Origin of the sequence: Pseudarthrobacter sp. lyk4-40-TYG-27 (genome assembly GCF_030209295.1) — a bacterium.
Taxonomy (GTDB): Bacteria; Actinomycetota; Actinomycetes; order Actinomycetales; family Micrococcaceae; genus Arthrobacter.
Map to the genome: position 1 here is coordinate 1 of NZ_JARVSH010000012.1, position 13,166 is coordinate 13,166.

The 13,166-nt window shown below is 67.0% G+C and carries 12 protein-coding genes; 4 read left to right on the forward strand and 8 right to left on the reverse strand.

All coding sequences use genetic code 11. The annotated features are described in order from the left end of the window. The 7 genes from QRM96_RS18580 to QRM96_RS18610 form a co-directional block, all read right to left on the reverse strand. Positions 1-388, reverse strand: a 388-nt coding sequence (locus tag QRM96_RS18580; RefSeq protein ID WP_285320536.1) for an amino acid permease, incomplete at its 3' end; no start/stop codon positions are given. A gap of 45 nt (positions 389-433) precedes the next feature. After that, complete coding sequence (locus QRM96_RS18585) at positions 434-1,393, reverse strand: glutaminase (RefSeq protein WP_285320537.1); 960 nt, start codon at positions 1,391-1,393, stop codon at positions 434-436. Next, the gene (locus tag QRM96_RS18590; RefSeq protein WP_109044781.1) at positions 1,390-2,985 is read right to left on the reverse strand and encodes a PucR family transcriptional regulator; all 1,596 of its coding nucleotides are present in this window, start codon (positions 2,983-2,985) and stop codon (positions 1,390-1,392) included. Before QRM96_RS18590 ends, QRM96_RS18585 begins: the two co-directional genes overlap by 4 nt. Positions 2,986-3,216: 231 nt before the next feature. Next, entirely contained in the window at positions 3,217-3,969 is a 753-nt protein-coding gene (locus tag QRM96_RS18595) for a maleylpyruvate isomerase family mycothiol-dependent enzyme (RefSeq protein ID WP_285320538.1), read from the reverse strand. After that, complete coding sequence (locus QRM96_RS18600) at positions 3,969-4,811, reverse strand: fumarylacetoacetate hydrolase family protein (protein ID WP_285320539.1); 843 nt, start codon at positions 4,809-4,811, stop codon at positions 3,969-3,971. The genes QRM96_RS18595 and QRM96_RS18600 overlap by 1 nt, the downstream gene beginning before the upstream one ends. After that, positions 4,811-5,953 carry a cupin domain-containing protein gene (locus QRM96_RS18605; protein WP_285320540.1) on the reverse strand — a complete coding sequence of 381 codons (1,143 nt, stop codon included), beginning with the start codon at positions 5,951-5,953 and terminating at the stop codon, positions 4,811-4,813. Before QRM96_RS18605 ends, QRM96_RS18600 begins: the two co-directional genes overlap by 1 nt. Positions 5,954-6,071: 118 nt before the next feature. Beyond that, entirely contained in the window at positions 6,072-6,878 is an 807-nt protein-coding gene (locus tag QRM96_RS18610) for an IclR family transcriptional regulator (RefSeq protein ID WP_285320541.1), read from the reverse strand. 48 nt (positions 6,879-6,926) lie between these two features. Between QRM96_RS18610 and QRM96_RS18615 the strand changes: the two genes are divergently transcribed. The 3 genes from QRM96_RS18615 (at position 6,927) to QRM96_RS18625 (ending at position 10,447) form a co-directional block, all read left to right on the forward strand. Further along, positions 6,927-8,213 (forward strand): MFS transporter, encoded by a 1,287-nt coding sequence (locus QRM96_RS18615; RefSeq protein ID WP_285320542.1) that lies wholly within the window; start codon positions 6,927-6,929, stop codon positions 8,211-8,213. After that, entirely contained in the window at positions 8,206-9,453 is a 1,248-nt protein-coding gene (locus tag QRM96_RS18620) for an FAD-dependent oxidoreductase (protein WP_285320543.1), read from the forward strand. Before QRM96_RS18615 ends, QRM96_RS18620 begins: the two co-directional genes overlap by 8 nt. 115 nt (positions 9,454-9,568) lie before the next feature. Next, complete coding sequence (locus QRM96_RS18625; RefSeq protein ID WP_285320544.1) at positions 9,569-10,447, forward strand: phosphotransferase; 879 nt, start codon at positions 9,569-9,571, stop codon at positions 10,445-10,447. An 85-nt stretch (positions 10,448-10,532) separates the two neighbouring features. Here QRM96_RS18625 and QRM96_RS18630 read toward each other — a convergent pair whose 3' ends face one another. After that, positions 10,533-11,585: a LacI family DNA-binding transcriptional regulator gene (locus QRM96_RS18630; RefSeq protein WP_043424119.1), complete on the reverse strand. Its 1,053-nt coding sequence runs from the start codon at positions 11,583-11,585 to the stop codon at positions 10,533-10,535. A gap of 218 nt (positions 11,586-11,803) precedes the next feature. Here QRM96_RS18630 and QRM96_RS18635 point away from each other — a divergent pair, with 218 nt between their 5' ends. Next, positions 11,804-13,162, forward strand: a complete 1,359-nt coding sequence (locus tag QRM96_RS18635; RefSeq protein ID WP_208294436.1) for an ABC transporter substrate-binding protein — start codon at positions 11,804-11,806, stop codon at positions 13,160-13,162. The last annotated feature ends 4 nt before the right edge of the window (positions 13,163-13,166 follow it).

Below are 13,166 nucleotides of genomic sequence, written 5' to 3' on the forward strand. Positions count from 1 at the left end.
TGGTGGTGGCCCAGTTGATCCAGTAGAACCAGCCGGAGACGAACGCGGCTTTCTCACCGAAGAATTCACGGGCGTAGGAGACGAAGGAGCCTGAGGAGGGCCGGTGCAGGACCAGTTCGCCCAGGGCGCGCAGGATCAGGAACGCGAAGAACCCGCAGACCGCGTACGCGATGACCAGGGACGGGCCCGCGGCGTTCAGCCGGCCGCCGGCGCCCAGGAACAGGCCGGTACCGATCGCACCGCCGATCGCGATCATCTGGATCTGCCGCGGCTTGAGGTTCTTGTGGTAACCCTTGTCCTCCGCATGCAGGGAAGTCTCGGACGCATGCGCGTGACCACCATCAATTACATGGTCCGGCTCAACCTCGTCATTGGGGTTGTTGGGCATGGGGATTCCTTTCGATCCGGAAAAGATCTTGTTGGTTGGGGAAACTTAGAAGACCGACCAGCCGGTGCGGTCGGAGAGGTCCGCAAGGGCCGCCGTCCCGGCGAGGGAATTGCCTTTGGCGTCCAGGCGGGGGCTCCAGACGCAGATGGCGCACTGGCCCGGGACGATGACCAGGATGCCGCCGCCCACTCCGCTCTTGCCGGGCAGGCCCACGCGGTACGCGAACTCGCCCGCGGCGTCATACATGCCGCAGGTCAGCATGATGGAGCCGATCCGCTTGGCCTCGCTCGGGGACAACACGGCCCCCGGGGCCCCCTGGCCGTTATTGGCGAGGAACAGGCCCGCCTTGGCCAACTGGACGCAGGTCATCATGACGGAGCACTGGCGGACGTAGTTCTCCACCACTGCCGCGGCCGGCTGGGTGAGGTTGCCGAAGTCCTTCAGGAAGTGGGCAAGGGCCAGGTTGCGGCTGCTGCCGGCCAGTTCACCGGCAGCAGCGGCCTCGTCAATGTACGGTGCCGGATCTCCCTCCCGGCCTGGTTGTCGTCCCGTACCCGCCTGCCGGGTGAGGAACTGCAGGAGGTGCCCGGCGGCGTCGGGCGTCTCTTCCATCAGGTGGTCCGTGACCACCAGGGCGCCGGCGTTGATGAAGGGATTGCGCGGGATGCCGTGCTCGGCTTCGAGCTGGACCAGTGAGTTGAAAGCCGTTCCGGATGGTTCGCGCAGCACCCGTGACCACAGCAGGCCGGACCGGCCGCCCTGCAGCGCCATGGCCAGGGTGAACACCTTGGAGATGCTCTGAATGGAGAACGGGACGTCCGCGTCGCCGGAGCTGAAGACCTTGCCGGAGGTGGTGGCAACGGCGATGCCAAAACGGTTGAAGGGGACGGCGGCCAGGACCGGGATGTTGCCGGGCACGGCACCGGCTTCCTTCCGGGGCCGGTGTTCCCGGACGATTTCCTCAAGGAGGATGTCCAGGAGCGGTGCGCTGAGGGTCGTGGTCATTTCCTGCCTGAAGTGTTGTTGGCGGCGGCCCACTCCTGGAGGTGGAGCAGTGCCACCAGTGAGTCCCGGGGACTGCCGAAGTTGAGGCCGGTCACCCGGGCGGCCTTGGCCACCCGGTAGTAGACGGTGTTCTTGTGGAGGTTCATGCCCCTGGCGCACTCGGCGACGTCGAAGGCGGCGTCGAAGTAGGCGCGGAGGGTGGCGGCGAGCTCGGCGTCCTCCTGCAGGAGCGCGGCCAGGCTGCGGTGCCGGAAGGGCGAGGCCTGGAAGTTGCGGACCGCCTCGCGGTACAGGATTTCCGCTTCGAAATCGGCAACCCCCGCCACCGTGCCCGGTTCTGCGGTGCCCACGCAGGCCAGCAGCGCCTCCGTCACCCGGGTGACCGTGTGGAGGGACAGCAGGTCCGGCACCAGGGGGCCGACGGCGGCGAAGGGGGTGATGCCGAGGTGTTTTCGGGCGTCCCTGACGATTGCCTCGGCCAGGGACCGAAGCCCCGGCTCGGCGGTGCTGGACTGCAGGTCCGGCACGATGATGGCCGTGTCACCGTTGAACTGGCCCACGACGGCGGAGGCCTTGTACGCGGCGGCGTGGATGGAGGCGAGGTTGGCCAGTTCGCCGTGCTTGAGGGCGGCGTCGTCGGCACGCGAATCGGCGTCGGACATGCCCATCAGGATGAGCGCGGCAGGAGCTTCGGACGGGATTTTTCCGCTGTGCGCACCGGCGGCGGCTTCTGCCGGACCCGACAGGATCCGCGCAATCCGGTCTTCCCGCATGTGGACCGACTGCTGGTTGCGGTAGCGGATCAGTTCGGCCGAGACGCGGGCAGCGGACCCGGTCAGGACATATTCGACGTCGGGCCCGAAGCCTGCACCGGTCTCCTGGAGCCAGATGTATCCCATGATCCGCTCGCCGGCAAAGAGCGCGATGGCAACCCGCTCCCGCAGCCCGTCCTGCGGCCTCGCCGGGACGCGGACAGGTTGCCGGGTGCGGTGGAGTTCCCGGTAGGCGCCCAGGTCCTTGAGCAGCAGTTCGTACTTCCGTGGGCCGCGGCGGGCCAGGATGGACGCCTTCCGGAGCTCATCGATGTCATTGGTGACCGTGGAATAGGCAAGGACTTTGTTGGCCGCATCCTCAATGAGCACGTGGCTGGACGTAAGCCGTGCCGTGGTCTGGGCGATCGCAAACAGGTCTTCCTCGAGCAATGTCAGGACTTCGCTCTGGTAGCTGCGCGGCTGGATCCGGTCCTTGGCAATCGACAGCAGGCGGTCCCAGTCTGCGGCCGGATCCACCAGCAGCAGCCCCGACCCCGCTGCGCGCAGGAGCTCCTCTGCTTCGGCGAGGTCGTCCCGCCGGCCCTTCAGTGCGACCACCGGGGGCGGATCCGCCAGGAGGCGCCGGAGTGCCGGCAGGGCGGACCGGCCGCGGACCCCGATGAGCAGGACGAAGGCTTTGGCGGCCTCCACTGCTTCATCGTCGGCGTCGACGATCAGGAACCGTTCGATGGCCGGCGCCGAAGGGCCGGGCCGGAGGATGAGGCTGGCGAAGCCAAGGGGAAGATCCGAGAGGATGTCATCCACCGTAACCGCGGCCATGGTTGTCCTTTTGCGTTGATCCCGCCGGACGGCTCTGTCCGGTCACCTCATGCTATCCAGCGGCAGGAGGCAGGATTATGGAATCTGTTCCAAGTCCACTGGCCCATTTTTGGTTTCCGGTCTGAGGCGGACGCGCTGTCGCCGAAACAGCGTGCCCGCGCGGCAACGGCGAATGGCGGGCCGGCAGGGCCGGCCCGCCATTGGTGCGGTGTGATGGTGTGGCCGGGACGTCTAGATCCAGGCCGGTGCCGCGGGCACCGGGGTGACGGGTCCGGCGTCGTGCGTTGCCGTGGTTCCGTCCGTGCCGCGGCCGGTGGCCCACTGGGCGATTGCCGGGAGGGAACCGGACACCACGGTGGGGGACGGGGCAGCGGTGTCCCCGAAGGCCAGGTCCGTACCGTCCACGGTGAGCAGGAGCCCCGCGTCGGTCCCGCGGGCATGCCAGGCGCCGGTGATGTCCGTGAGGAGCCTTTCCAGGACGGGGGCGGGGATGTCGTTGAAGGTGGCCCCGTTGTCCAGGTCCACGGCGTGCACCCAGACTTCGCGGGTGCGCATCCACACGGTCTCCTCCGCCGGGACGGTCCTGCCCTGGACGGTTTTGACCTTGTGGTGCCAGTTGTCGGCGGGCAGGTCGCGCCATTCGACGTTCAGGTGCACGGCGGAGTGGTCGAAGAGGTTCCGCAGTGCGATCGGGGACAGCGTCGCCCCGAAGTCGATCTCATGGTTGCGGGCCTCAACGGACGGGTACATGGGTGTTTCCACCCCGGTGGCGGCCCACTCGACCAGGCGGGCGATGGCCCGGGCGTTGTAGCCCACGTGGGCTACAACGTGGCGGCGGGTCCAGCCCGGCAGCAGCGAGTCAGCGTCCAGTTCCGCGTCCATGAGCTCGTTGAGCTTGCGGGCGAAGAACGCGGTGCCGCGCCGGGCCTGCAGCAGCCCGTCCAGTAGGACGGGATCGGTGGCCTGGTCGTGCCGGGCGACCATCAGGCTTCCTTGACCACGCGGTTGGCCAGCCGGCCCAGGCCCTCGATGGTGGTGACCAGGACCTGGCCCTCCTGCAGGTAGCGCTTGGGGTCCTGGGCGTGGCCCACGCCGCCGGGGGTGCCGGTGGCGATCACGTCGCCCGGGTTGAGGGTGACGATCGTGGAGATGTAGGAGACCAGGAATTCGGGGGTGAACACCAGGTCCGAGGTGGGGGTGGACTGCTGGACATCGCCGTCCACGGCGGAGGTCATGAGCGGGCCGGGCGTGAACTCGTCCTTGGTCACCAGGGCCGGGCCGAACGGGGTGGACTTTTCCCAGGTCTTGCCCTGCAGCCACTGGATGGTGCGGAACTGGTAGTCGCGCATGGAGATGTCGTTCAGGACGGCGTACCCGGCGATGTGGTCCGCGGCTTCGGCTTCGGGGATGCGGCGGCCGGCCTTGCCGATGACGACGGCGAGTTCGGCTTCCCAGTCCACGGTGTCCGATTCCTGCGGCAGGGCCAGGTCGTCGTTCGGTCCGATCAGGGATTCGGCGTACTTGGCGAACAGGGTGGGGTACTCGGGAACCTCGCGGCCCATCTCCTTGATGTGGTTGCGGTAGTTGTGGCCCACGCAGATGATCTTGCCGGGGGAGGGTACGACGGCGGCGAGGTCGGCGCCGTCCAGCGCGTGGGTTGCGCCGTTGGCTTCCTTGGCGGTGGTTTCCCAGGCGGGGTCCTTCAGGAGGGCCCCGACGTCGGCGAACCCCGGGATTTCGGTGAGGGTGTCACCGTCCTGGCGGACCGCCGTCGTGCTCTTGCCGTTGCCTGTGCCGTTGTTCAGGCGGAGGGTGAGGAGTTTCATTACTTGGTGCGTCCTTCGATGTAGGTGCGGTTGAAGTTCAGGCGCTCAAAGATGGGCGCGTCGCTGAACCGGAACAAATCAAACTCCGTTTGTGAACCAGCGTCGGCCTGCAGCGACCAGGCAGCCCAGGACGGGACAACGAACAGGTCGCCCTTGGCCAGGACTTTGGTTTCGCCGTTCAGGGTCACGGTGCCCGTGCCTTCGAAGACCTGCCACACGCTGGAGCCCACCTCGCGGACGGGCTCGGTGGTGGCGCCGGCACGGAGGCGGTGGAACTCGGCCCGGATGGTGGGCATGACATCCCCGCCGGTGGTGGGGTTGGTGTACCGGATGGCGGCGTGGCCCTGGGACACCGTGGCCGGGTGGCCCTCGTCCTCGAGGAGCAGCTGTTCGCGCAGCGCGGCGTCGGTGTACTTCCACCGGTATGCGGCGATGGGGGAGTTGGTGGTGTCATCGAGCCCGGAGAGCGGGCGCAGCCCTGGGTGGGCCCAGAGCCGCTCGGAGCGGGAGATGTCGGGGGTGGCCTCGTCGGTGACGCGCTCGGTGCCGAACTCGAAGAACCCGGCGTCCGCGTAGTGCACGAACGGGATGTCCAGGCCGTCAATCCACGCCATGGGCTGGTCGGTGTCGTTGTGGTGGCCGTGGAAGTTCCAGCCCGGGGTGAGCAGGAAGTCGCCGCGGGACATCCGGACCGGGTCCCCGTTCACCACGGTCCACACGCCCTCGCCTTCGACGACGAACCGGAACGCGTTCTGGGAGTGGCGGTGCTCCGGGGCGGTCTCGCGGCCGCCCAGGTACTGGATGGCGGCCCACAGCGTGGGGGTGGCGTACGGGGTGCCGGCCAGGCCGGGGTTGGCCAGCGCGATGGCGCGGCGTTCCCCACCGCGGCCCACGGGCACCAGGTCCCCGGCGCGGGCGGCCAGCGGGTACAGGTCATCCCACCGCCACACATGCGGAACCGCCTTCGGGGACGGGACCATGGGCATCAGGTCCGCGATCTCCCTCCACAACGGAATCAGGTTCTCTTTATCGAAATCCTTGTACAGCTGCTCCAACTGGGCAGCCTCTTCCGGAGTGGGCTCGGGGACATGGTGCTCCCGGGCCACGGATTCATGTGTTTGGTTTTCAGCGCTGATCGACACTGGCCTTCTCCTTGCGTGCGGACTGACTGCGGCGTGGATTCGACCTTAGGGAAAGCGGGCTGTGATCCCCAGCATATTCTGGCAGGCAGAATATTCCTCGGAGTGGCGTGCGCCCGGGTCAGCTCCCCGCTGCGCCATCCGCCGGGTTGGCAGCGATGTCCAGCTCCAGCTGGCGCCGGGTTTCCATCATGACGCCCACCAGCCCGGCATCGAACAGTGGCCGGAACCTGGCTACCGGAGTGGCTACGCTCAGCGCACCCACCACCATTCCCTTCCCGTTGTGCAGTGCCATGCCAAAGGCGCTGATGCCCTCCTCCGTGCCCTCGAAGTTGGCCGCGAAGCCGTTGGCGCGCACGGATTCAAGCTCGCGCAGGAACGCCGGGTACTCGGAATTGGGGATGTAGTCGCCGGCGAGCTCAGCATTCGGGCTGTGGAACAGCTGCTCGAGCATGGTGGGATCCATTTCGGCCAGGATGGCCTTGCCGCCGGAGGCCTTGTGTGCCGGGAGCAGCGTGCCCTGGCGGTCGCCAACGCGCAGGATGTTGCTGCTTTCCACCGTGTCCAGGAAGCGGACCTTGGTGCCCACCCGGATCATGAGGTTGACGGTTTCGTTGGTGCGGGCGCACAGCAGTTCCATATGCGGCCGGGAGATGTCGCGCAGCTGCCTTGTCCAGCTGAACCCTGCGGGCCCCGCCCCCATGGCGGGACCGGGAACGTACCGCCGCGTTTCGTCCTGCACCGCGAAGCCCCGGTACACCAGCATGGCCAGCAGCCGGTGTGCCGTGGAGGGTGCCACGCCGAGCTCCGCCGCTGCGTCCTTGAGCCGCAGGCTCCCCACGTCCCGCAGCAACTGGAGGAGTTGCAGGGCGTTGTCCACCGCCTCGATTGAGTAGGTGGGTTTCCGCCGGGCAGGAAGATTCTGCATGACAGAATCTTATGGGCGCGCTGGTATGACTGCCAGCACAGTGGTGGGATGAATCACACAACTTCCGCTGCAGTGCCGCAGCGCACGGCCGCCCCCGCCCGGGGCGCAGGCCTTTCCGGGTTTCCCCGGCGTTCCATGCTCGCCGTCCTGGTGTGCTGGCTGCTGGTCGTTTTCGACGGCTACGACCTGATCGTCTACGGCACCGTCCAAGGCTCGCTCATCAGCGACACCGGCTGGGGCCTGACCAAGGCGACGGCTGGAACCATCGGATCCATGGCCTTCGTGGGCATGATGATCGGAGCCGTTTTTGCCGGACGGATGGCCGACACCTGGGGCCGCCGCCGCACCATCATCGGCTGCGCCGTGGTGTTCTCCCTCTTCACCATCCTCTGTGCGTTTGCCCCGAGCGCGCCGGTGTTCGGCGGCCTCCGGCTGCTGGCAGGCATTGGCCTGGGCGGCCTGGTGCCATCGGCCAACGCCTTGGTGGCCGAGCTCGTTCCGAAAAAGTGGCGGTCCACCATCGCCACCCTCATGATGTCCGGTGTCCCCATTGGCGGCTCGATCGCCGCGCTCGTGGGTATTCCGCTGATCCCGGCCTTCGGCTGGCCGGCGATGTTCCTGGTGGCCGTCGTGGCCCTGGTGGTGGTGATCCCGCTGGCGCTCCGCTACCTGCCGGAAACCCTGGCACCCAAGGCAGCCGTCGGCAGCACCGCGAAGGAGTCCGCGGGATTTGGGAGCCTGCTGAGGGCGCCCTACCTCGGCACCAGCCTGCTGTTTGCGGTGGCCACCCTGGTGACCCTGTTTGCCTGGTACGGCCTGGGAACGTGGCTGCCCAACCTGATGCAGTTGGCCGGCTACAATCTGGGCTCTGCGCTGACCTTCGCCCTGGCGCTCAACCTGGGCGCCGTGGCCGGGTCAGTGCTCACGGCCTGGGCAGGCACCCGGTTCGGTCCCATTCCCACGGCCATCGCGGCAGCGGGCGTGGCCGCCGTCGCCCTGGTGGTGCTGGTGACCGGACCGCCGGTCGCCGTCGTCTATTTCATGCTGGTGCTGGCCGGCGTGGGAACGCACGGCACCCAGTGCCTGATCATCGCCGCCGTGGCCAGCCACTACCCGGCGCACCTGCGCGGCACCGCCCTCGGCTGGGCGCTGGGCGTCGGCCGGATTGGCGCCGTGGCCGCGCCGCAGGCCGGCGGGCTCCTGCTCGCGGCGGGGCTGGGCGTCAATTGCAACTTCCTGGCCTTCGCCGGAGCAGCAGCCGCGGCGGCGGTCCTGATCGCAGCCGTCGGCACCAAAATCAAGAAATCAACAGCAGTAGGAGCTACCAATGTCTAACGTCAAAGAGTCCACCGATATCCTCGTGGTGGGCGGCGGCATGGCCGGACTGGCCGGAGCGCTCGCCCTGCGCGAAAACGGCGCCGACGTCACGCTGGTTGAAGTGGCACCGGCCTTCGGCGAAGTGGGAGCCGGGCTGCAGATGGCCCCCAACGCCTCCCGGGTCCTCAAGCGCTGGGGACTGCTGGAGAAAGCCCTGGAAATCGGCGTCCAGCCCAAGCACCTGGTGTTCCGCGATGCGGTTACGGGGGAGGAACTGACCCGCCAGACACTGGGCGGCGAGTTCGAGGAGCGCTACGGGGCGCCCTACGTGGTGATCCACCGCAGCGACCTGCACCGGATCCTGCTCGAGGCCTGCCAGGCGGCGGGCGTCACCCTGGTGAACGATGTCCTGGTGCAGAAGGTGGAAACCGACGGCGACCGGGCCCGTGCCTACACCGCCAAGGGCGAGGTCTTCGAAGCCGACGCCATCCTGGCCGCGGACGGGCTCAAGTCCACCCTGCGCGGGACCGTTGCCAACGACGGCCCGGTGAACTCGGCCTACGTGGCATACCGGGGAACCGTGCCCATCACGGAGGAGACCCCGGCAGCGGACCTGGAGGACGTCATCGTCTACCTCGGGCCGGACTGCCACCTGGTCCAGTATCCGCTGCGGAAGGGCCAACTGCTCAATACGGTTGCCGTGTTCAAGTCGGCATCCTTCGAGCGCGGCGAAGAGCAATACGGCGGCGTGGACGAGCTCGAGGCGGCCTACGCCGGCTGCGTCCCCGCGGTGCAGGAGGCCCTGAAGAACTTGGCCACCGGCATCCGTTGGCCCATGTACGACCGCAACCCGATCGACAACTGGGTGTCCGGCCGCATGGCGCTGATCGGCGATGCCGCCCACCCGATGTTGCAGTACCTGGCCCAGGGTGCGTGCCAGGCGCTGGAGGACGCGGCAGTGCTCCAGGATGTGTCCCGGAACCAGGTCTTCACCCCCGATGGGATCGACGCCGGCTCGTGGGAGGACGCCTTCCGCGAGTTCAATGAAACCCGCGCAGCCCGCACCGCCCGCGTGCAGCGCACCGCCAGGACCTGGGGCGAGTCCTGGCACGTGGGCGGCGTGGCCCGGGTCCTCCGGAACATGCTGTTCAAGAGCCGTGGCGACAACAACTTCCAGTACAACGACTGGCTGTACGGCCGCGGCGAGCCCGGCGTTCCGGCGGAGGTGCCGGCCGGGGCCAAGCTCGTGGAAGCCTAAGCAGCGCGATATAAAGGCGCGCGTACGACGACGGGTGGCTCCCGGCGTCGTCCGCGCGCCTTTATGCCGGGTCAGCCGGATCCTCCGTGGACCGCCCGTTGCTAGGCTTCAGATCATGGGGCAAAGTTCGGGGGCAGGGCAGTGGGATGGCGGGCTGCTGAGCGCCGAACAGTCCAGGCTCGCTGAGGAGTGGCTTGGCTCGCCGAAACTTATCGCCGACCTGTCCTGGGGAGTCGTGGACACGAAGGTCCTCAGGGTCCAGGCGGCCACCGGGCAGGTAATCATCAAGGCTGCCGGACCTTCGAACCACCACCTGGGCCGCGAGATCGCGGCCCACAACGCCTACACACGGCCGCTTGCCGGGCGCGGCCGGGCAGCCCGCCTGCTTCATTCAAACCCGGACGCCAACATCCTGGTGACTGAGTACCTTGAGGGCGTTCTGGTGGAGGGGATCCCGGCCGAGCTGGTCCCGGAGACCTACGCCCAGGCCGGAGAACTGTTGAAGGTGCTTCACAGCCAGGAGCGCCGCTGCGATGACACCTGCGAAGCGCGGGCCACGGCGAAGGCGTTTGCGTGGTTGGACCGGGACCATCGCATCGATCCATCCATCGAGTTGGAGGCACGGAGTCGCCTTGCGGAGTACCGGCCTGCCCCCATCGCAGTGGTTCCCACCCATGGTGACTGGCAGCCGCGGAACTGGCTCATCCACAATGGCGAGCTGCGGATTATCGACTTCGGCAGGTTCGATTTCAGGCCGGCCGCCACTGATCTGTGCCGGTTGGCGGTGCAGCAATGGCGGGGAAGGCCGGAGCTCGAGAAGGCCTTCCTGGGGGGATACGGAACTGACCCCAGGTCCATGGAGGTGTGGCGCATCGACTTGCTCCGGGAAGCGATCGGCACGGCGGTCTGGGCGTACCAGGTGGGGGATGGGAACTTTGAACGGCAAGGCCACCGCATGCTTCGGGAGGCCGTGGACCGCTTCCAGTTGGACTAGCCTTCGTCGAGTCGTATGTGGTGCGCCTTTAGCAATTACTTTCACCCCGGGACACCGGCTGGTGCTGCCGTTTACCGTGGGCTGATCAGGCGGGGGCCGGTCCCGTCGATTCCCGGACCGTCAGGTGGGTGGGCATGACGGCGAGTTTCCGGGTGGCGCTTCCCGGCAGGGGATTGAGCTGGGCCAGGAGCATGGACACCGCCACCCTGCCCGCCTGCTCGATGGGGCTGGAGATGGTGGTCAGCGGCGGATTGCAGAAATCGGCGCCGAAGATATCGTCCGAGCCGATGATGCTCATGTCCGCAGGCACCCGGATCCCGCGGGCCTTCAGGCGCTGGAGCATGCCGATGGCGAGCAGGTCGTTGAACACGATGCAGGCGGTGGCCCCGGTGCGGACAGCGGCATCCGCCGCGGCCGCCCCGGACGTTGTCTTTGGCGCGTAGGGGCCAATCCGGTGGACTTCCATCCCCCGCTTCGTGGCGTCCTCTTCGAACACCTTCCATCGCATCTGGTTTGACCAGGAGGTGGGAGGCCCGGCAACGTAGCAGACCTTGTGATGGCCCAGCGATGCCAGGTGCTCCAGCGCCTGGATGATGGCCGACGGCGTATCGATCATCACGGTGGGAGCGCTGGTGGACGCGCGGTTGAACGTGACCAGGGGCTGTGTCTGGGAGACCTCCGTCAGCTGGGCGTCGGTCAGGCGGGACGCTGCCAGGATGAAGCCATCGGCCGACTTGCGCATTTTGTGCAGCGCATCCAGTTCCATCTCGCTGGACTCCTCCGTGTCCACCAGGAGCTGTGTCACGCCGGCTGCCTTGAGCTGGTGCTGGGTACCCCGGATGATGTCGAAGTAGAACGGGTTGGTGATGTCGGGCACCAGTACGGCCACGGCGTTCGTCCGCCCCGAGCTGAGGCCGCGCGCCTGGGAGCTGGGAATGTAGTTGAGTTCAGCGGCTGCCTCTTCGATCCGGACCCGCGTCCGGGGATTCACCCGCTCGGGCCGAGAGAGGGCCCTGGAGACCGTGGACGTGGCGACGCCGGCGAGCTCGGCGACATCCCGGATGGTGGGCGGACGGTCCCGCCGGGCGTTCGCGTCCCCGGCACCCTGCGGAGCGGCTTCCACCGATGGATTAGCCATAGTTGCCGACCTTTCATCGCTGGCTTGGGGAATCCGCCGGCAGCATTCCGACCGGCGTTTCCCCGACTTTGGATGATCCAATGACATCATTCATGGCAACTTTTGGCAACCGCTTGCCGCAAGCTTTCCAATTTCCTAGACTGACTCTCGAGTCGCCTGCAGTGATTTCCGCCACAAGACGGATGTGGCCATGCGGGTGTCCTAGAGGAGAAAAAACAATGAGGTTTAAATCGACTACTGGGCTTGCGGCGATCGTCACGGCTGCAGCGCTCGCCTTGACCGGGTGTGGATCGAGCTCCGGCAACGGGGGCGGCTCAACCAGCTCGGACGGCAAAGTGGACGGCACCGGCAAGACGCTGAGCGTCCTGGTGAACGTTTCCAGCCAGTACCCGGAACAGCAGAAGCAGTGGCAGTCCGATATTGCCGCGAAGTTCAAGGCCGAGACCGGCGCCGACGTGAAGTTCGAAACTTTCGCCTCGGCCAATGATGAACTCACGCGCATCCAAACATCCGTGGTCTCCGGCCAGGGCCCGGATGTCTACAGCCTGGGAACCACGTTCACCCCCACGGCATATGCCACCAAGGCCTTCGTGACCCTCTCCGACGACGACTGGAAGAAGGTGGGCGGCAAGGACCGCTTCAACCCGGCAACCCTGGGAATCTCCGGACCGGACAAGGACCACCTTGCCGGCATCCCGTTCGTCAGCCGGCCGTTCGTCATGGCGTACAACAAGGACCTGTTGGCTGCGGCAGGCATCGACAAGCCTGCCACCAACTGGGATGACCTGGCCGCGCAGGCGAAGAAGATGACCAAGGACGGCACTTACGGCATCGCCACGGGATACAAGGACAGCTTCGATCCCTGGAAGTTCATCTGGGCCATGTCCGTCCAGGCCGGAAACCCGCTGGTGGACGGCAACAAGCTGAAGATGGATGACCCCACGGTCAAGAAGGCCTACGAAACGTACTTCGGCTGGCTCACCAACGACAAAGTGGTTGACCCCGCATCGATTGGCTGGAGCAACAGCAACGCCGTGGCCGCCTTCGCCAGCGGCAAGGCCGGATACCTGATGATGACCACGTCCAGCTCGATTCCCACCCTGGACAAGTCAGCCGTCGCCGGCAAGTACGAATACGCCCTGATGCCCACGATCGCTCCGGGCCAGACCCAGTCCAAGTCCGACGGCGACGCCGCCAGCATCCTCTCCGGCGACAACCTGGTGGTGGCCGACTACTCCAAGCAAAAGGACCTGGCCTTCGCCTACATCAAGCTGATCACCTCCAAGGACGAACAGCTGAACTACCAGAAGGTCTTCGGTGACCTCCCGGCCAACGCCGAGGCCCTCGCCACCCTGACCGATGCCAAGCTCAAGCCACTGGCCGATGCCGCCGCCAAGTCCAAGGCCACCCCGTTCACGGGCGCCTGGGGCGATATCCAGCTGGGCCTGCTCAACGTCACTGTCCAGTCGATCCCGGACCTGGCCGCCGGCAAGGTGGACGGATCCGCCCTCGATACGCGGATCAAAGACGCCCAAAACAAGGGCCAGGCTTCCCTGGACCGGGCCTCCAAAGGATAAGTCC

What these genes read in the sequence shown, in the direction of transcription:
- QRM96_RS18585 (WP_285320537.1), bottom strand. Translation starts at nt 1,393, where the DNA reads ATGACCACGACCCTCAGCGCACCGCTCCTGGACATCCTCCTTGAGGAA.
- QRM96_RS18590 (WP_109044781.1), bottom strand. Translation starts at nt 2,985, where the DNA reads ATGGCCGCGGTTACGGTGGATGACATCCTCTCGGATCTTCCCCTTGGC.
- QRM96_RS18595 (WP_285320538.1), bottom strand. Translation starts at nt 3,969, where the DNA reads ATGGTCGCCCGGCACGACCAGGCCACCGATCCCGTCCTACTGGACGGG.
- QRM96_RS18600 (WP_285320539.1), bottom strand. Translation starts at nt 4,811, where the DNA reads ATGAAACTCCTCACCCTCCGCCTGAACAACGGCACAGGCAACGGCAAG.
- QRM96_RS18610 (WP_285320541.1), bottom strand. Translation starts at nt 6,878, where the DNA reads ATGCAGAATCTTCCTGCCCGGCGGAAACCCACCTACTCAATCGAGGCG.
- QRM96_RS18615 (WP_285320542.1), top strand. Translation starts at nt 6,927, where the DNA reads ATGAATCACACAACTTCCGCTGCAGTGCCGCAGCGCACGGCCGCCCCC.
- QRM96_RS18620 (WP_285320543.1), top strand. Translation starts at nt 8,206, where the DNA reads ATGTCTAACGTCAAAGAGTCCACCGATATCCTCGTGGTGGGCGGCGGC.
- QRM96_RS18625 (WP_285320544.1), top strand. Translation starts at nt 9,569, where the DNA reads ATGGGGCAAAGTTCGGGGGCAGGGCAGTGGGATGGCGGGCTGCTGAGC.
- QRM96_RS18630 (WP_043424119.1), bottom strand. Translation starts at nt 11,585, where the DNA reads ATGGCTAATCCATCGGTGGAAGCCGCTCCGCAGGGTGCCGGGGACGCG.
- QRM96_RS18635 (WP_208294436.1), top strand. Translation starts at nt 11,804, where the DNA reads ATGAGGTTTAAATCGACTACTGGGCTTGCGGCGATCGTCACGGCTGCA.